The organism is Desulfonatronum zhilinae (assembly GCF_900182865.1).
In the GTDB taxonomy this organism is placed as follows: domain Bacteria; phylum Desulfobacterota; class Desulfovibrionia; order Desulfovibrionales; family Desulfonatronaceae; genus Desulfonatronum; species Desulfonatronum lacustre.
In genome coordinates, this window is sequence record NZ_FXUJ01000004.1 from 98,991 (window position 1) to 116,327 (window position 17,337).

Annotated in this window: 15 protein-coding genes; 8 read left to right on the forward strand and 7 right to left on the reverse strand. The window is 62.0% G+C overall.

Annotation, left to right across the window (positions count from 1 at the left end):
• The first annotated feature begins 34 nt into the window (after positions 1 to 34).
• Positions 35 to 811 carry an ATP-binding protein gene (locus AC559A_RS05345; RefSeq protein ID WP_498816633.1) on the forward strand — a complete coding sequence of 259 codons (777 nt, stop codon included), beginning with the start codon at positions 35 to 37 and terminating at the stop codon, positions 809 to 811.
• Positions 812 to 954: 143 nt separating this feature from the next.
• Positions 955 to 1,857, forward strand: a complete 903-nt coding sequence (locus AC559A_RS05350) for an SAM hydrolase/SAM-dependent halogenase family protein (RefSeq protein ID WP_498816634.1) — start codon at positions 955 to 957, stop codon at positions 1,855 to 1,857.
• On the opposite strand, the gene AC559A_RS05355 is transcribed toward AC559A_RS05350, so the two are convergent.
• The 4 genes from AC559A_RS05355 to nifU are packed head-to-tail and all read right to left on the reverse strand — an operon-like array spanning position 1,845 to position 5,399.
• Positions 1,845 to 2,354, reverse strand: coding sequence for an FmdB family zinc ribbon protein (locus AC559A_RS05355; protein WP_498816636.1), 510 nt, complete (start codon positions 2,352 to 2,354; stop codon positions 1,845 to 1,847). The two genes, AC559A_RS05350 and AC559A_RS05355, sit on opposite strands and share 13 nt — an antisense overlap.
• Before the next feature lie 20 nt (positions 2,355 to 2,374).
• Positions 2,375 to 3,313: a serine O-acetyltransferase EpsC gene (gene epsC, locus AC559A_RS05360; protein ID WP_498816638.1), complete on the reverse strand. Its 939-nt coding sequence runs from the start codon at positions 3,311 to 3,313 to the stop codon at positions 2,375 to 2,377.
• Between the two features lie 59 nt (positions 3,314 to 3,372).
• Entirely contained in the window at positions 3,373 to 4,557 is a 1,185-nt protein-coding gene (gene nifS / locus AC559A_RS05365; RefSeq protein WP_028570920.1) for a cysteine desulfurase NifS, read from the reverse strand.
• On the reverse strand, positions 4,554 to 5,399 hold the full coding sequence (nifU, locus tag AC559A_RS05370; protein WP_498816640.1) for a Fe-S cluster assembly protein NifU: 846 nt from the start codon (positions 5,397 to 5,399) through the stop codon (positions 4,554 to 4,556). The genes nifS and nifU overlap by 4 nt, the downstream gene beginning before the upstream one ends.
• 207 nt (positions 5,400 to 5,606) lie before the next feature.
• Here nifU and AC559A_RS05375 point away from each other — a divergent pair, with 207 nt between their 5' ends.
• Together AC559A_RS05375 and AC559A_RS05380 are read left to right on the forward strand one after the other, a co-directional pair.
• Positions 5,607 to 6,635 (forward strand): serine protease, encoded by a 1,029-nt coding sequence (locus AC559A_RS05375; protein WP_051434242.1) that lies wholly within the window; start codon positions 5,607 to 5,609, stop codon positions 6,633 to 6,635.
• Positions 6,636 to 6,658: 23 nt separating this feature from the next.
• Positions 6,659 to 7,114 (forward strand): ATP-binding protein, encoded by a 456-nt coding sequence (locus tag AC559A_RS05380; protein ID WP_498816642.1) that lies wholly within the window; start codon positions 6,659 to 6,661, stop codon positions 7,112 to 7,114.
• A 43-nt stretch (positions 7,115 to 7,157) separates the two neighbouring features.
• Here AC559A_RS05380 and AC559A_RS05385 read toward each other — a convergent pair whose 3' ends face one another.
• Positions 7,158 to 8,771: a Na/Pi cotransporter family protein gene (locus tag AC559A_RS05385; protein ID WP_498816644.1), complete on the reverse strand. Its 1,614-nt coding sequence runs from the start codon at positions 8,769 to 8,771 to the stop codon at positions 7,158 to 7,160.
• Positions 8,772 to 8,796: 25 nt separating this feature from the next.
• Positions 8,797 to 9,471: a GOLPH3/VPS74 family protein gene (locus AC559A_RS05390; RefSeq protein WP_498816646.1), complete on the reverse strand. Its 675-nt coding sequence runs from the start codon at positions 9,469 to 9,471 to the stop codon at positions 8,797 to 8,799.
• A 246-nt stretch (positions 9,472 to 9,717) separates the two neighbouring features.
• Here AC559A_RS05390 and AC559A_RS05395 point away from each other — a divergent pair, with 246 nt between their 5' ends.
• The 4 genes from AC559A_RS05395 (at position 9,718) to AC559A_RS05410 (ending at position 14,084) form a co-directional block, all read left to right on the forward strand.
• Complete coding sequence (locus AC559A_RS05395) at positions 9,718 to 11,088, forward strand: sodium:solute symporter family protein (protein WP_498816647.1); 1,371 nt, start codon at positions 9,718 to 9,720, stop codon at positions 11,086 to 11,088.
• 35 nt (positions 11,089 to 11,123) lie between these two features.
• Entirely contained in the window at positions 11,124 to 11,768 is a 645-nt protein-coding gene (locus tag AC559A_RS05400) for a YkgJ family cysteine cluster protein (protein ID WP_498816649.1), read from the forward strand.
• A gap of 73 nt (positions 11,769 to 11,841) precedes the next feature.
• Positions 11,842 to 12,954 (forward strand): mechanosensitive ion channel family protein, encoded by a 1,113-nt coding sequence (locus AC559A_RS05405; RefSeq protein ID WP_498816651.1) that lies wholly within the window; start codon positions 11,842 to 11,844, stop codon positions 12,952 to 12,954.
• The gene (locus tag AC559A_RS05410) at positions 12,951 to 14,084 is read left to right on the forward strand and encodes a hypothetical protein (protein WP_498816653.1); all 1,134 of its coding nucleotides are present in this window, start codon (positions 12,951 to 12,953) and stop codon (positions 14,082 to 14,084) included. Before AC559A_RS05405 ends, AC559A_RS05410 begins: the two co-directional genes overlap by 4 nt.
• Here the strand turns inward: AC559A_RS05410 and AC559A_RS05415 are convergent.
• Complete coding sequence (locus AC559A_RS05415) at positions 14,047 to 17,262, reverse strand: DEAD/DEAH box helicase (RefSeq protein ID WP_498816654.1); 3,216 nt, start codon at positions 17,260 to 17,262, stop codon at positions 14,047 to 14,049. The two genes, AC559A_RS05410 and AC559A_RS05415, sit on opposite strands and share 38 nt — an antisense overlap.
• Positions 17,263 to 17,337 lie beyond the last annotated feature (75 nt).

The window sequence follows — 17,337 nt, forward strand, 5'->3', positions numbered from 1 at the left end:
CCCGTCCCCCACATCATCCCCATGGGAGCGAAGCATGAAAATCGCGGTCGCCGGCAAGGGCGGGGTGGGCAAGACCACCATCGCGGCCTGGCTGGGAGACTTTCTGGCCAGAAGCGGTCATGACGTCTATTTGGTGGACGCGGACACCGCCCTGTCCTTGGGCCAGGCCTCGGGCCTGGAGCGGGAAAGCCTGCCCAAGCCGCTGGTGTTGCGCACCGATCTGGTGGCGGAACGCATCGGCTCCGGCTTCATGCACCTGAACCCGGACGTGGGGGATTTGTCCGGTGATTTGGCCGTGGAATTGCCCGCGGAATTGGCTGATTCCGGTCGCGACGGCGCGGGGCGCAAGCGACTGCTGGTCATGGGGACCGTGACCGGCGCGGGAGGCGGTTGCGCCTGCGGAGCCAATTCCCTGCTCAAGGCCCTGCTGGCCCATTTGGTGCTGGAAGCTCGGGAATGGGTGGTCGTGGACCTGGAGGCCGGAGTGGAGCATCTGGGCCGGGGCACGGTTGCGGCCGTGGATGGACTGGTGGTGGTCAGCGAACCGTCTCGCCGCGGGCTGGACACGGCCGCGGAAATCGCCCGACTGGCCCTGGGCCTGGGGCTCAAGCGCCAAGCTCTGGTGCTCAACCGTCACCAGGAGCGGGACGAATTGCCGGACATTGCCGGGCTGCCGCCTCTGGCCGCGTCCATCTCCGTCCTGCCGAGCCTCACGGCCCGGCAACTGACCTCCGGAAGCGTTCTGGGCCTGGAAGAACGCTCATCTCTCGTCGACCCTCTGTGTCGGAACATTCTCGCCGCGTTGCGGTAGAATGTTCACGGGCGTGTAGTCCCGCGGGAGATGGTGTGCGCGGGATCGGCACTACTCCAGGGTCGTGTACTATGAATTCTCTTCGGGGATACAACGACGCACCAGCTCTGGGCAATGGGTTTGCCGGTCAAAAAGGAGGAAATATGGCCACCGACAGGCGACATGCGATGCGGGGCGGGCGTTTTCCGGGAGGGCGGAGGAGGGGGGGTAGGCCGACCGTGGCCCTGCTCACGGATTTTGGACTGGACGATCCGTACGTGGGACAGATGAAGGGCGTTTTGGCGGGCCTCGCGCCCGAGGCCTCGGTCGTGGACGTCAGTCACCAGGTCCGGCCCTTTGACGTCATGCAGGGGGCCTTTTATCTGGCGGCCAGTTGGCGGTTTTTTTCGGAAGGCAGCGTGCTGGTGGGCGTGGTGGACCCAGGGGTGGGGACCGAGCGTCGTCTGGTGATCGGAAAACGGGAAGGCCGTTTTTTCCTGGGGCCGGACAACGGCCTGCTGGCCCTGGTTTTCGGGCCTGAGCCCAAGGGGCTGGCTGGGGAGGAGCCCGGAGAGCGGGCCTGGGAACTGACCATGCCGTCCGCTTCGGGGGCGCGTTCCAATACCTTTCACGGTCGGGACATCCTGGCCCCGGCCGCGGCCCGGCTGGCCCTGGGCGTTGATCCGCGGCGACTGGGACGACCGCTGGATACGGAGACGTTGCAGCGTCCGGCCTGGGCCTTGCCGGAGCAGCGGGGCCGGGAGATCACGGCCCATGTCCTGCATGTGGACCGGTTCGGCAACTGCCTGCTCAACCTGCCCGAACGTCTTTGGCCCGAAGCAGGGATGGAGCGAGTCGAACTGCTCGCGCCCCTGCTTCAGCCGCTGGTTCCGGTGCAGACCTATGCCCAGATTCCGGCGGGCGGAGTCGGGGTGCTGGTTGGAAGCCAGGGCTATTGGGAGCTGGCGGTCAACCAGGGCAGCGCCGCCGCGGTGCTCGGACTCGCGCCCGGAAAGCGGGTCGTCTTGGACTGCACCGGCACCGCTTTTCCGCCTCACATGTCGTAAATCGTCTCATCCCGGGCCGGCGCGCGCAGGGCGCGGCGCAGCTTTTTGGCTCCGGCGGGGCTGAAGTCCATGTTTTCGAACATGTCGCCCATTTCCGCTTCGACCTGTTCAGGGTCTTCCCCGGCTTCCATTCTGGCCAAAGCCTCCTCCATGCCCTCCCCGAAATGCATGCCCGTGACGTCGCAGAGCTTGCGCATCAACTGGGCCGCCTGACGGGGATCATCCTCGTCCATGCCTTCGGCCTCCCGGGCCATCATGGCCATGGCCCGTTCCAGCTTGGCCTCGTCCAGGCCGGAAAGGTCGGGCATCCCGTCCATGCCGTCCTCACCGTCTCCGGTATCCGGACGATTTTTGGAAATGGCGAACACGGAAACCTGTCGCTCCAACTCCGGGCGTCCGCACTTGGGGCAGTCCGGCTGCTTTTCCGTGTTGATCCGCAGAGAGAAAAAGTTGTAGATGGTGTGGCAATCCTGGCAGTAAAACTCGTAGAGAGGCATTGTTTCTCCATGTATCCTGTTCAAATCCCATCGCCACCGCTGAACAGCTGCGAGCTGGGGCGTTGTTGGATCAGGCGGGAGCCTGGGGGGACGCTTTCGGTGACCCAGACGTTGCCGCCGATGACCGAGCCCTTGCCGATGGTCACTCGGCCCAGGATGGTCGCGCCGGAGTAGATGATCACGTCGTCCTCCAGGACCGGATGCCGGGGCAGGCCCTTGATGATCTGGCCGTTGGCGTCCTTGGGGAAGCTTTTCGCGCCCAGGGTCACGCCCTGGTAGAGCCGGACGTTGTCGCCGATGATGCTGGTTTCGCCGATTACCGTGCCCGTGCCGTGGTCGATGAAGAAGTGGTGGCCGATTTCCGCGCCGGGATGGATGTCGATGCCGGTCTTGGAATGGGCCATTTCGCAGATGATCCGGGGGATCATATCCACGCCCAGATGATAGAGTTCGTGGGCGATGCGGTAATGGGTCAGGGCCAGGATGCTGGGATAGCTGAAGATGATCTCTCCAGGCGTTTTGGCCGCCGGGTCCCCGGCCAGGGCGGCCTGAACATCCGTGGCCAGGAGACCGCGAATCTTGGGCAGGGTGGTGATGAACTTGGTGGCCAGATCCACGGCCAGATCCTGGCAGTCTCCGCAGTCCTCCTCCTCGTTGATCCGGCACAGGAAACAGTACCCGCGCCGGATTTGTTCCGTGACCAGTCGGTAGACCCGGTCCAGCCCGGCCCCGATGTGGTAGCTCAGGGACTCCGGGGTGACCTCGGAGTCGCCGTAGTAGCCGGGAAAGAGGACGGCCCGCAGTCGCTCCACGATTTCCGTGATCGCCGGAACCGAAGGCATGGGCTGGTCGTGGACCGGGGCGCGGCAGACGTCCTTGCAGGAGTCGGGGGCGCACAGCTGGCGGACCACGTCCCGCAACGGGGCGATGCTCAGTTCCATCATCTCTGGGGTATTCATGCAATTACTCGGCGGTTTGGAGTCAGAAAAACGGCGACAGCCGCGTCCGGCTCGTCTTCTCAGCAGGCGCAGCCCGCCGCGGTCTCGTCGTTGCCGGTGAAGGGAGACATGGCCCGCAGCCTGGACACGATGCCGGGCAGTTCGCGCAGGACCAGATCGATTTCCTCGTCCGTGGTGTACCGGCTCAGGCTGAAGCGGATGGAGCCGTGGGCAAAGGTGAAGGGCACGCCCATGGCCCGGAGCACGTGGGAGGGCTCCAGACTGCCGGAGGTGCAGGCCGAACCGGAACTGGCGCAGATGCCGTGCTGGTCCAGCATCAGCAGAATGGATTCGCCCTCAATGTACTTGAAGGCCAGGCTGGTGGTGTTGGGCAGGCGGCTTTCCGGGTCTCCGTTGCGGCGCACGTCCGGCACCGTGTCCATGATCCCCTGCTCCAGGCGGTCGCGCAGGGCCTTGACCCGTGAGTTTTCCTCGTCAATCCCGGCTGCGGCCATTTCCATGGCCTTGCCCAGGGCCACGATTCCGGCCACGTTCTCGGTTCCGGCCCGCCGCCCTTTTTCCTGGTGCCCGCCGAGCATGAAGGGCCGAAACGGCACGCCCCGGCGGACGAACAGCGCGCCCATGCCCTTGGGGCCGTGCACCTTGTGGGCGGAGAGGGCCAGGAAGTCCACGGCCAGCTTCTGCAGGTCGATGGGCAGCTTGCCCACGGTCTGAACCGCGTCGGTGTGCAGGAGGATGCCCCGGCTCTTGACGATTTCGGCGATCCGCTCCAGAGGGAAGATCACGCCGTTTTCATTGTTGGCGTGCATGATGGAGACCAGGGCCGTGTCCGGGCGCAGGCTGTCCTCCAACTCCTGCACGTCCAGCCTCCCCAGTTCGTCCACCTTCAGATGGGTGACCTCGTACCCGGCGATTTCCAGGTGGCTGGCCACGTTCAGGACTGCGGGATGCTCCACCCGGGTGGTCACAACGTGCCGCTTTTCCGGTTGGGAGCGGACAGCGGAAAAGATGGCCGTGTTGTCGCTTTCCGTGCCGCAGGAGGTGAAGATGATCTCTTCCGGGGAGCAGCCCAGCCCCTGGGCCGTGCGTTCCCGGGCCTCACTGATGAATTTGCCAACGTTGCCGCCAAAGCCGTGCATGCTGGAGGCGTTGCCGTAGGCCTCCCGCAAAAAGGGCAGCATGGCCTCCAGAACTTCCGGGGCGACCCTTGTCGTGGCGTTGTTGTCCAGGTAGATCACGGTCATGAGCGGACCTCCTCGACGATGATGTCCGGGTCCACGGCATCGCGCAACCGGCGTTGGACCAGTTCCTTGATGGTCAACTGGCTGGAGGGACAGCCCGAACAGGCTCCGCGCATGGAGACCAATACCTTGGCGCCCTCGATGTCCAGCAGCTCGATGTCGCCGCGGTCCTTTTTCAGGCTGGGCCGGATTTCCTCGTCAATAACCTTGGTCACCAGCTGCATCCGCTGGAGGTTGGTCAACTTGCGCTTGGGCGCGGCGGGCTTGGGTTTGGCCGGCTCCGTGCCCCGGGTTTCGCCCAGGATGCGCTCCAGGTCCAGGACGCATTCGCCGCACCCTCCGCCGGCCTTGGTGTAGTCGGTGATTTCCTCCACCGTGGTCAGATCGTTTTCGGTGATGGCCCGGCGGATCTGGACGTCCGTGACGCCGAAGCACTTGCAGACGATTTCGCCCTCGGGTTTGACCAGGGGCTCCAACTCGCCGCGAAAGCGCTTCAGGGCCGACTCCAGGGCTTCCTGGCCCATCACGGAACAGTGCATCTTTTCCCTGGGCAGGCCGCCTAGTTCCATGGCGATCTCTTTATTGGTGATGGCCGCGGCCTCGTCCACGGTTTTGCCCTTGAGCAGCTCCGTGAGCACGGAACTGGAGGCGATGGCGCTGGCGCAGCCGAAGGTCTGAAACGTAGCGTCGGTGATCCGTCCCGTGTCGTCGATTTTCAGAAACAGCTTCAGCGCGTCGCCGCAGGCCAGACTGCCCACCTCGCCCACCACCGTGGGGTCGTCCATCGGGCCGGCGTTTCGGGGGTTGAGAAAGTGGTCGCGCACTTTGTCGGTATAATCCCACATGGCTGGAACTCCTGGAAAGACTGTTCGTGTTTGCTGTACACCATGAACCTATGCTTTTTGGACGTTGTGTTCAATAGGCTTGTCATGGTCCTTTGATCCGGCTATATTTAGATATTCCGGGATGTAACATGCTGTTATTTCGAATTGTGAAAAAGTCTGAGTAAATCAATCGGCAATGAAGAAGTCGGTCAACCAAAGGGAGTGGTCATGAACAAGCGTTTCGTGATGGGCGTGGTGCTGGGTTTGCTGGGAGTCGCGATGCTCGTTTGCGGGCCGGTTTGGGCTGGTCAGGACGAACGTGATTCCGCCGTCGAAAAAATTCTTGGCGGTCGGGCCACGGACATCAGGAATTGGCCCTGGGTCGTGGGCGTGCTGCATGCCGGAGTGGACGACGAGTTCCGGGCCCAGTTTTGCGGCGGTACGCTGATTTCCGATCAGTGGGTGCTTACTGCGGCGCACTGCGTGGCGGACCAGAGCGGGGCGGTGAAATACAACCCCGGCGACCTGCACGTGCTCAGCGGCCGAACGGACTTGCGCGGTCAAGGAGGGGACCGGATCCCCATCGCGCGGATCGCCGTGCATCCGCGATACAACGGCAACACGAATGAATCCGACCTGGCCTTGCTCCAACTGGCCAGGGTGCCCGCGGATGGAACCATTTGGGGCGCTTTGCCGCTGATTCCACCCGGAGACCCGGCGGGTCTGACCAATCCCGGCGCTTCGGCCTGGGTCGCGGGCTGGGGAGCTTTAGGGCCGAGAGGCGGCTTTCCTTCGGTGCTCCAGGAAGCACAGCTGCCCATTGTCAGTCAAACCGCCCTGATTCTGGCCTATCCGCCGCCGCTGTTCTCTATCACCGACAACATGATCGGCGCCGGTCCCGGTGACGGTTCGAAGGACACCTGTCAGGGGGACTCCGGAGGGCCGATGATTGTCCGCAATGAGACGGGCAACGCCTACTTGGCCGGGGTGACCAGTTGGGGATTGCAGTGCGGAACCTCGGGGATCTACGGCGTCTATGTCCGGATGGCCAACTACTGCGGCTGGGTCAAGGGCGTTTCCGGTGTGGGCGATTGCGCCGGGGACGACGGAGGCGGCGGTGGATGCACCGTTGCGCCGGGCCGGGGCCTTGGCGGAGAGTGGCTGATCCTGGCGGCTTTTTTCGTGGTCTGGACGGTTGGGCGACGCTTCAGGGAAACTCGCCCCATGTCCCTCAAATCGAGGGCGAACTCGCGTTAGTCGCATTGCGAAGAGGGTTGGAAATGCAGGAAGTGGTTCGTGTGACGGTGATCCCACGACGAGAGATGGTCGTGGTGGTCAATGCCGGTTTGGAAGCGCTATGTCGGTTGCGGAAGACTCCGCAAGAGGAGGCCAAGCGTTTGCAACTGGCCGTGGAGGAGGTCTTTCTCTATGCCCTGAGCACCATCAAGACCTCCAAACACAACGCGGACATCTCCGCCCGCTTCCGGGTTCATGATGATGGATTTCAGGTGGTGATCGAGTATCCGGGGATACGTGGTCCGCTGGACCACTATCTCCGGGCCGATCACCTGCATCTGTTGCAGGTCAAGACATTCGAGGCGTTGGGGTTGTGCATCGCGCGCAAGCTGATGGACTCCCTCGAGGCCCGCTACTGGCCCCAGGAAGGCATCAATAGTTATGTTCTGTCCTTGAACGCGCCAGCCGGTAAGGGAGATACCGCACCCACCGAGTCCTGACGCTGACCCTCCTTCCTCTCTTTTCCCTTCCCAAACGCGGCGGTCACGTCTTTGAGCCCGCGGCCAGCCGTTTCTGAGCCAGCTGAAGCGCGGCGATGCGGCCCAGGGTCCAGACCATGCGCTCGTACAATCCGGTCAGTTCCAGAAACGCCGTCCGATCCCGGATGTCCATGTTCTGCTCGCCGCTCAGGTAGACGTTGCGGATGGACTGGAACACGTCCCCTTTGTCCTGGGTCAGCAAGACCAATTGCTCGGCGTCCGTTGCTTCGTCGGAGGATTCCGCTTCGCAGACGGTGTGCAGAAGAAAGTCGAGGCCCTGGAGGAAGGTGCCCTGGAAGGTCGAGCGCAGGTTTCCGGTCCACTCCCGGCAGCACAGGGAAAACTGGAGGAGCAGGCCCTCGAAGGCTTCCAGTTGTTTCTGCTTGTTTTGCAGGACCAGCAGCAGTTCGAGGCCGTTATGGGACAGGGGGCGGCTGACCAGCTCGCTGCTTTGAGCGTCGATCTCCTTGGATACGGCCAGAAAGGAAGCGTGCAGGGCCTCCAGGACTTTGCCGCGGTCGTCCCGGATCTGATCCAGGAGGATGGCTGAATATTGCGGCAGGCGGCAGGTCAGGCGGGCTTGCTCCCTGGCAAGGAGCCCGAGGTGCAGTTCCGGAGCGTCCGTGAGGTCGTCGCGCAAAAAGCGGGTTCGAGACCATTCCTCTTCCCTCGTGGCCGGCCAGACGCGCTCGATGCTCCGGGCAAAGGGCGTCAGGAGCAGGGACAGGACCACGGCCCCGCCCCAGTTAAAGAGCAGATAGACAAGGGCCGCCTGCTGTTCCAGGGGCAGGGCCAGACTGTTCACCAGGGCCCGGACCAGCGGGATGCCTGCCAGATTTTCCAGATAGAACAGCGTGACGAAGACCACTCCGGCGAAGAAGTTGAACAGGACCTGGGACATGATCAGTTGTTTGGGGGTCCCGCGGATGGCCGTGGCCAGCAGCCAGCTTATGGCCCCGGAGCCCACGTTGGTGCCGTAGATGATCATCATGGTCTGCTCCATGGAGAACAGCCCGACCTGGGTCATGGCAATGGCCAGGATGGATACCGCAGTGGAGGACTGGCAGAGCGCCGTGAGCAGGACTCCGGCCAGAAAGGCGAGCAGGTAGGAGGAATGGCCGGCCATAAGCACGCTCTCGAACCAGGGCATTTGCGCCAAGGGCTCGGCCCCGGCCCGGAGCATGATCAGTCCGTAGAAGAGCATGGCCCCGCCGAACAGGGCCTGGGACAGGGCCTCTAGACGGCGCGGGCGCTTGAAGGCGAAACTGATCCCGGCCAAGCCCAGGAGCAGCAACACCACGATCTTGATGTCCAGCACGGCCAGCAGGATCATGATTCCGATGCCGGCATTGGCCCAAAAGATGATCAGCATGCCCAGCCGGACCTGAATCATTCCGGCCCCGGCCAGGCTGCCGGCAATGAAGGACAGGGCGGACATGGACTGGGTCAGGAACCCGGCCACGAACCCCACGAGTCCGGCCCGGCCCGGCGTTCCCACCCATTTCGCGAAATGCAGCCGGAACCGGCGTCCGGCCATCTGCTTCAAGGCCGTACTGAGCAGATGCAGGCCGACGAAAAAGACGCCGATGCCCCCGATGAGGTTTCCGATCCCTTCCATTGTCGGCCTCGTGGTCAGATAGGGTTTAGTAGAACCCGACTCCCCGAATATTGTGCGCGGTCATGGCCATCATGATTTCCCGGATGGCCCGGTCCACTTCCCGGCCGATCAGGTCCAACTGGGCCAGCTTGGTCAGCCGGGGCATGACCTGGGGCAGTTCCTGGTCCGAAAACAGGGTCTCGACCATGCCGCAGGAGTGGACGAGTCCGACGAGCACCGCGTCGCGGTACTCCGGGATGTCTCCGCCAAAAAGCAGGTCCCGCAATCGGGCCCGGACTTCCTTGACCTCGCGGTCGTCCAGCAGCGGGTAGCGGCGTTGCGGAAAGACCCAGAGAACTTTGCGGTCCTCGATCTTGAGCACGCCTTTTTCCACCAGGCCTTGGACGACGCGGTCGCGCAGGTTGTCGATCTTCCAGGCGATCTCATTCAGCCAGAAGGCAGCGGGCTGGTCGGCTTCTCCGGTTTGAATGCGTTGGAGAACGTCGTCCAGCAAGGGGTCTCCGGTGGTATCGGGCGTGGGATCCGGGGCGACCACGAACAGGGCGTGCAGGTCCGTGTCGATGCGGTTCATCACGGCCAGTTCCATCAACAACGCCCCGGCCAGAGCGGTGCGCAGGGCCTGTTCCGGTACGGAGGAGAGAAAGGAACCTTTCTTATCGTCCAGGCTCAGCAGCAGGATTTCTTCGGCAAATGTCAGCATTGGAGGTCTCCTTGCGCAAAAGTGGAAAACGCGCATCAGGGGCTTGAAACGAGGTTGACGCAGCGTACTTGAGGTGCTTCCGTACAGTCACAAGGGCTTTCAGCGCAAGTCCTTTTTGTAAGTCGCCCAAAAGCCCTGGGAACAGAGCGGTGCAAAAATTTCTCCGGGGGGGATTTGCGCTAGAGCGTCTCCATGGGTAAGAAGCGCGACCGGTATCCACACATTCCATAAAAAGGGCAACACAACATGACCAACGCCATCATTTTTACGTATTTGTTCGCGGTTCTGCTCATCGGAGTCCTGGCCGGGCGGGGCATTTCGAACCTTTCCCAGTATGCCGTGGCCGGAAAATCCTTCGGCTCGATGGTGATTTTCGCCACCTTGTCCGCCTCGTTTATCGGCGGCGGGTTTTCCATGGGCAACGCGGAGAAGGTGTTTTTGTTCGGCGTCGTGAACATCGTGGCCCTGTGGGGCTTCAGCCTGAAGGAAATCCTGGTGGCCGCCTTCATCGCCCCGCGGATGGGCCGCTATCCGGACGCCATTTCCGTGGGCGACATCATGGAGGTCCATTACGGCAAGGCGGCCAAGGTGTTTTCCGGGCTGTTCGGCTTCATTCTCTGCGCCGGAATCCTGGGGGCCCAGATCGGGGCCATCGGCTACGTGACCAATCTTTTTCTGGGCATTGAGCGGATCTGGGGCATTTTGCTGGGCTGCGGCATCGTGATCACCTACGCCACCGTGGGCGGGATGCGGGCCGTGGTCTGGACGGACATCGTCCAGTTCGTGATCCTGGCCGTGGGGCTGCCCCTGACCCTGTATTTCGGCGTGCAGTATGCCGGCGGGTGGGGCCTGGTCCTGGACAGCGTGCCCGCAAACCACCTGACCCTGCCCGCCGAGCCCCTGGCGCTGGTGGCCCTGGCGTCGCTCTTCCTGACCTTTGTGTTCGGCGAAACCCTGGTTCCGCCGTATCTGCAACGGCTGCTCATCGGCCGAAGCACCCGGGACGTGGCCAAGGGCACCTTGTACAGCGGGTTGTTTTCCATTCCGTTCTTCGCGGTCACCGGGCTGATCGGCCTCGTGGCCCTGGTCCTCGATCCCACGATCAACCCGAATCTGGCCTTGCCCTTCGTCATTCAGCAGGCCCTTTCCCCGCTGTTGCAGGGGATCGTCATCGCCGCGGTGATCGCCATCATTATGTCCTCGGCGGACTCCTTCCTCAACGCCGCGGCCATCTGCTGCATCAACGACGTCATCAAACCCCTGCGCAAGATCCCCATCCCCGAGAATCGCGAAGTCGCCCTGGCCCGGGCCCTCACCTTGATCGTGGGGATTCTGGCCGTGATTTTCGCCGTGTCCATTGAAAGCGTTCTGGACATCCTGATCTACTCCTACAACTTCTGGGCCCCGATCATTCTCGTGCCCCTGGTCATGGCCGTGACCGGGCGAAAGGTCAGCCAAACCCGCTTTCTGAGCGGCGCCGCGGGCGGCATCCTGGCCTTGCTGATCTGGAACTACGCTCTGGGCGCTCCCTGGGGCATCCATGGCCTGGTGGTGGGCGTGCTGGCCAACTTGACGGTTTTCGTCCTGGTGGACCGGAACGGACGGGAAGGGGTATGAGGCGGCAATTGAAGCCAAAAACTGGAGAGTGAATAATGGACGTACAATCTGTTTATCCCGAAAAACGGCTCAGCTTTCCCGAAGCAGAAGCCAAGCTGACCTGGTTGACCCTGCTTTTGGACGCCTATTCCATCGTGGATCAAGGCGTGGACCTGGAGCTTGCCGGACAGGCCAAGGCCGAGGGCCGTAAATTGGCCTGCCGCAAGGGCTGCGCCAACTGTTGCCGGATTCATGCCGCGGTCCCGGTCTATCCATTGGAAATGGCCGGCATGGCCTGGTACTGTACCGAGGAAACGACGAGCGAGACCCGGGAGACCCTGGTCAGGCAGTTGGAGGATTTTCAGGAAGGAGGCCCGTGTCCGTTTCTGGTCGCCGATGCCTGCGCCGTCCACGCCCTGCGTCCCATGGCCTGCCGACAGTTCAACGTGTTCGATACGCCCTGCGCCGAGGACGAGGACCCGTTCTACAATCGCCGCCAGGACGTGCTCACCCCTTCGGAAGCCTTCAAGAACAAGGCGTTCTGGGTAACGCTGCCGTTTTACGGCATTGTGGACGAAAAGGACAAGGACATCGCGATCAAGGAAAACCACATCCATCGCCAGGTCCGGGTGCTTCAGCAGTGCAACTGGAAGGAGCTGGCCAAGAAAATGCGCTGGTTCGATGAGCAGCGGCGGGGATAGATGAACCGCCCGACGGGAGCGGGTGGTTCTCTTTCATCAAGTGTAGACAGGTTTGAACCATCCCGGAGAAAGCATGCAGGAATTTCACGAACTGATGAATGATTTTTTGGAGATCGATTGGTGGGGGTTGGGAACGTCCGTGACCGTGGTCGTGGTGGCCCTGGCGTTCGGTTTGATGCTGCACGCGGTGCTGTTTCACGTCTTGCGCCGGGCCGCGCCCGACCAGTCGGATCAGTCAGGCCAGTCGGGCCAGCCGGACAGGGTGCTGGCCCTGATTCCCCGGCACATGGCCGCGCCCTCCCGACTGCTTTTCCCGCTGCTGATCCTAACGGTGGTCGCGCCGACCCTGGTCATGTCCGAGGAACTGCTGGAGACCTTTCGGCACTTCCTGAGCATGGCCTTTATCATGGCCGTGGCCTGGTCCCTGATCCGTTTCACGGCCTTGCTTCAGGACTTGGTGCTACGCCGGTTTCAGATCAACATCCGGGACAACCTGAAAGCCCGCAAGATGCACACGCAGCTGGGGATTTTGCGGCGGATTTTGATTTTCGTCATTTCCGTGATCGCCGTCTCCTCCATGCTGATGACCCTGGAAAACGTCCGCCAGATCGGGGTCAGCCTGCTGGCCTCGGCCGGGGTGATCGGCATCATCGCCGGTTTCGCGGCCCAGCGCAGCATAGCCACCCTGTTCGCCGGAATCCAGGTGGCCCTGACCCAACCCATCAGGCTGGACGACGTGGTCATCGTGGAAGGGGAATGGGGGCGAATCGAGGAGATCACCCTGACCTACGTGGTGATTCGGATCTGGGATCAGCGCCGGTTGATTGTGCCCATCACCTATTTCATGGAGCGGCCCTTCCAGAACTGGACACGGGTTTCAGCGGACATCCTGGGCACGGTGTTCCTGTATGTGGATTACACCGTGCCGGTGCAGGAGGTGCGCCGGGAGCTGCAACGGATTCTGGAGGACAGTCCGGGCTGGGACGGACGGGTGGCCGGACTGCAGGTCACCGACGCCAAGGAGCGCACCGTGGAACTGCGCGCCCTGATGAGCGCCGAGGACGCCGGCGTGGCCTGGGACCTGCGCTGCCATGTCCGGGAGAAACTGCTGGAGTTCATCCAGCGCGAATATCCTCAGGCCTTGCCGAAGGTCCGGGCTGAAGTCGAAACAGAGGGCAAAGCATGAACTTTTTTGACGTGCCGGGAATCACCTGCCTCGTGGCCTCACCCGGAGGCGATCTGTCCGTGACCCCGGCAGCGATGAACATCGTTCTGGATGGATGCGACCAGGGCACGACCTACGGCGACTATTTCGCGGCCATCACCCGGATGCTTGCCCGCGACGACAGGGCGGTACCACGGTTGTTGGCCGGGAGCCTGGATCGCCCGACCCCGCCGGACGAGATGGTGATCCGCGCGGAAAAGCATGGCGCGTTGTACCACCCCGCGAGTCTGGAGCTGGTTTGGCCCCAAGGGGCAGAGGGCAAGGCCGGGGACGGCTTCAGGGCCAGGTTCGCGGTGCTGACCGCGATGTCCCCGCGAGGACGAGACGCCCTGCGCCGGGAAGCCCTGGTTCTGGAAAGCCTGCAATGGACTCCTGGCGGGGCGTTCCTGCCCCGGCCCCTGGCCTTCCGGGATGACGAGGCGGTGACCTTTCTCACTGTTCCCTGGTTTGCGGGGTTTCACGAGTTTCATGTCGCCGGGGACGGTGGTTTTTCGCTCTGGGATCATGACCAGGGAATCCGGCGGCTGGGTGCCGAGCAGGCCCGTGAGGTGTTTTTCCAGGCCGGTCGGATTCTAACCCTGTGTCTCGACCCGGCCACCGGAGCCTGCGTCCACCCATGGAGCCATGCCGCCGGCGATTTCATCGTCCGCTGGGATGATAACGGCGTGCAGGTCCGGCTGACCACGGCCAGGAGCCATGATCCGTTGATCGAGACGGAAAATTCGCTTTCGGCTTTGCTGGCCTTTGTCCTGGATCTGGCCCTGCGAATGCGCCTGGACCGGGTGGAGGGCGTCGGGGAGTGGGCCTGGCTGGATCAGGAACTGATGCAGGCCGCGCTCTGCGGGTTTTATGCCGCGGTGGGAGATCGTGGAACGGACGCAGGGGCCTTGCGCGGCTTGGCCGATCTGCTGCCGTCGTTTTCCGCCGAGGAACTCTGGGAAGGACACGAGCCGCTGCTGGGCCTGTTCTCCCGCGCCGAACTGGAAATTATTCTGCCCCGGCTGGAGGCGCATTGCCGTGAGCTGGCAACGGCAATGCGTTTCGCCGACACATCTACACGTCCAGCAGCATCTCCAGATCATTGCGGGTGATGTTCTTCCAGACGTCCTGGCCGGGGATGATGGATTCGGCCACGTTGCGTTTCTGGTCCTGCAGTTTGAGGATCTTTTCCTCCACCGTGTTTTCGCAGATCATCTTGTAGGCAAAGACCTGCTTGGTCTGGCCGATGCGGTGGGTGCGGTCGATGGCCTGGCTTTCCACGGCCGGGTTCCACCACGGGTCGTAGTGGATGACGTAGTCCGCGGAGGTCAGGTTCAGGCCCGTGCCGCCGGCCTTGAGGGAGATCAGGAACAGGCGGATGGATTCGTCGTTGTTGAACTTATCCACCTGCTCGAAGCGGTCCTTGCTGGAGCCGTCCAGATAGGTGAAGGGGATGTCCGTGGTTTGCAGCCAGCCGCGAATGATGTGCAGCATTTGTACGAACTGGGAAAAGACCAGTACCTTGTGTCCGTCCTCCACGATGCCCGTGGTCAGATCCTTGAAGGCTTCGAACTTGCCGGAGCTGATGTTCGTGCTCACTCCGGGCATGTCCAGGCGCAGCAGCCGCGGATGGCAGCAGATCTGGCGCAGTTTGAGCAGGGCGTCCAGGATGGACATCTGGCTCTTGGCCATGCCCTGTTCGTCGATGTTTTTGAGCACCTGGTCCTTGAGCTTCCTGGCCACGGCCGAGTACAGTTCCATCTGTTCGTCTTCCAGGGCGCAGTAGTAGACGTTCTCCACCTTGGGCGGCAGATCCTTGGCCACGTCGGCCTTCTTGCGGCGCAGGATGAAGGGTTTGACCCGCATCCTGAGCTGTTCCAGGGACTCCTCGTCCCCGTCCTTGATCGGTCGGACGAATCCGCTGTGAAAGGCGTGCTGGGACCCAAGAAATCCGGGCATCAGGAATTCGAACAGGGACCACAGTTCCAGCAGGTTGTTCTCAATGGGCGTGCCGGAGAGACAGAGCCGGAACCGGGCGTTGAGCCGGCGCACGGACCGGGCGGTGATGGTGTTCGGGTTTTTGATGTTTTGGGCTTCATCCAGGATGACGCTGTTGAATTCGTGCTTCATCAACTCGTCCATGTCCCGGCGCAGCAGGGCGTAGGTGGTGATGACCAGGTCGGCTTCCGGGATCTGTTTGAACAAGGGTTCCCGGTTGATGCCGTAGATCAGCAGCCGTCGCAGATTAGGCAGGAACTTCTGGGCCTCCCGGTCCCAGTTGGGCAGCACCGAGGTGGGCACGACGATCAGGTTCGGGCCGTCGTGCTTATTGGAGATCATGTGCTGGATGAAGGCCAGGGTCTGCACGGTCTTGCCCAGCCCCATCTCGTCGGCCAGGATTCCGCCGAAGCCGTACTTGCGCAGAAAGTTCAGGTAGCTCAGTCCCTGGAGCTGGTAAGGCCGCAAGTCGGCCTGAAGTTCCTTGGGGGCCTCGATTTGTTCCACGGATTCGAAATCGTGGATCTTCAGCCGCAGATCCTGCCAGAAATCGTCCGTAGAGGCCCCCGGGATATCTTCCAGGATTTTGTCCAGGACCGGGGCCTCGAACTGCTTGAACTTGCGCTTGAGCGGCTTGTCCGGATCAATGCCCAGGGTTTCCAGGCGATGACCCAGGCTTTTCAGCCAGGACTCGGGCAGGCGGGTGTAGGAGCCGTCCTTGAGCTGAACATAGCGTTTGCCCTGGGTCCAGGCCTTCCAGATCTTCTCGATGGGCACCCGTTCGCCGTCGTAATCCACGGAGATGTCCAGGTTGAACCACTTGTCCTCGGCCTTGTCGTCCTGGGTTTCCAGAATGGCGACCACCTCCGGATCGGCCAGCCGGACTTTGTAGCGGTTCAGGCTCTGCTCTCCGAACATCCGGTATTCCTGAACCATTCCGGGATAGGCGTCCAGGAGAAAGGTGATGGCCTCTTCCGGCTCCAGAAACCAGATATCCGGACTGCGGGCCTGGAAATTCATGGAGGTCAGCTTGCTGATCAGCGCGGCTTCCTTTTCCTGGTCCCGACGCATGAGGTAGGCCTTGCCTCCGTGTTGGTAGCTTCCGGTCTGCAAGTCCGGGTTCGGGGCGTCCAGGGTGATTTCGCCGTGCTCCGTCATGTAGGTGTTCTGGATTTGTAAGGTCAGGAAGCTGCCCTCTTCGTCCAGGAAAAGCTTCGGGTCGTGGGTGGCCGGGACGAAGATCGGCTGCATCCGTTCCAAAAAGTCTTCCTGCCCGATGAGGTCCGAGGAAGGGATTTTGGTCCAGACCCGGTCCAGGAATTCGGCGATATCCCCATGCGGGACGATGGGCTGCTGTTCCACGAGATCCTGGACCAGTTGCGGGTCCAGGCCGGTCTGGACGGGCAAAAACTGCTGCCGCCAGCAGACCCAGAGGGGAAACTGACCGTAAAAGTAGAGTTCCTGACCGGTGATGGAGAACGGGATTTTTCCTTCCCGGCCCAGCAGGAGGTCGAAGTTCAGGCCGTCCTCGGAAAGTTGGGGCCGGACTTGCAGGCGCAGGGTCTTGCTTTCCACGCGCACCGGCTGGTCCGTGTCCTCCCAGCGCAGGTAGTATTCGTTTTTAATCCCCCAGAGAAACCAGGTCAGCAGGCCTTGGGGAATGTCGACCCGATGGCCGAAGTATTCCAGATGCTGTCCGATGCGTTCCGCGATTTGAGGCAGTTCCGGAGAGAGTTCGGACCATTCCGGGTTGCGGATCAGCTGTTCCAGGGTGACCGGGACAGTGACCTGGGAGATGCCGGATTTGTTTTGTCTGGCCCGGAAAAAGGCCACCTGCAGGCGCTTGGGTTCCGGATAGAAGCGCATGATGAAGTACTGCTTGCCCGGTTCGGGCTCCACCTCCATGGCGAAAAACTGGCGAAACGTCTTGCGCCACTCGGTCCGGGGCTTGGGCATGTCCTCTTGATTGTCGCTTTGCAAAGAGGCTACAAGATGCAAGGCCGTGGCGGCCACATGCCGACAAACGCCGGAAAACGAGTCCGGGCAGTTGCAGAAAAAACTGGCGTTGGGGTCGTTGAGGTTGATGCCCAGTTCCGCGTTGTAGACCTGGAAGTCGTCCGTCTGGAACTGACCGGAGACGTCCCAGTGGTCGTCGATTTTTTTCAAGGAAACCTTGTAGTCCCCTTCCTCCGCGATCAACGCCTGTGCGCCGGAGGCAATGTACTCAGGGACGTTTTCCTGGATAAACCGTTTCGCGGCTTGCAGCACCTCGGCTTCTTCTCCTTTAACCATATCAGATCCAAGCTCCTTCATGATCATACTTGAATAATTGATCAAGATCCTCGCCATTGAACGATGATCTGATCA

Coding starts and splice junctions, on each gene's coding strand:
- AC559A_RS05345 (WP_498816633.1), top strand. CDS start 35: ATGAAAATCGCGGTCGCCGGCAAGGGCGGGGTGGGCAAGACCACCATC.
- AC559A_RS05350 (WP_498816634.1), top strand. CDS start 955: ATGGCCACCGACAGGCGACATGCGATGCGGGGCGGGCGTTTTCCGGGA.
- AC559A_RS05355 (WP_498816636.1), bottom strand. CDS start 2,354: ATGCCTCTCTACGAGTTTTACTGCCAGGATTGCCACACCATCTACAAC.
- epsC (WP_498816638.1), bottom strand. CDS start 3,313: ATGAATACCCCAGAGATGATGGAACTGAGCATCGCCCCGTTGCGGGAC.
- nifS (WP_028570920.1), bottom strand. CDS start 4,557: ATGACCGTGATCTACCTGGACAACAACGCCACGACAAGGGTCGCCCCG.
- nifU (WP_498816640.1), bottom strand. CDS start 5,399: ATGTGGGATTATACCGACAAAGTGCGCGACCACTTTCTCAACCCCCGA.
- AC559A_RS05375 (WP_051434242.1), top strand. CDS start 5,607: ATGAACAAGCGTTTCGTGATGGGCGTGGTGCTGGGTTTGCTGGGAGTC.
- AC559A_RS05380 (WP_498816642.1), top strand. CDS start 6,659: ATGCAGGAAGTGGTTCGTGTGACGGTGATCCCACGACGAGAGATGGTC.
- AC559A_RS05385 (WP_498816644.1), bottom strand. CDS start 8,771: ATGGAAGGGATCGGAAACCTCATCGGGGGCATCGGCGTCTTTTTCGTC.
- AC559A_RS05390 (WP_498816646.1), bottom strand. CDS start 9,471: ATGCTGACATTTGCCGAAGAAATCCTGCTGCTGAGCCTGGACGATAAG.
- AC559A_RS05395 (WP_498816647.1), top strand. CDS start 9,718: ATGACCAACGCCATCATTTTTACGTATTTGTTCGCGGTTCTGCTCATC.
- AC559A_RS05400 (WP_498816649.1), top strand. CDS start 11,124: ATGGACGTACAATCTGTTTATCCCGAAAAACGGCTCAGCTTTCCCGAA.
- AC559A_RS05405 (WP_498816651.1), top strand. CDS start 11,842: ATGCAGGAATTTCACGAACTGATGAATGATTTTTTGGAGATCGATTGG.
- AC559A_RS05410 (WP_498816653.1), top strand. CDS start 12,951: ATGAACTTTTTTGACGTGCCGGGAATCACCTGCCTCGTGGCCTCACCC.
- AC559A_RS05415 (WP_498816654.1), bottom strand. CDS start 17,262: ATGGTTAAAGGAGAAGAAGCCGAGGTGCTGCAAGCCGCGAAACGGTTT.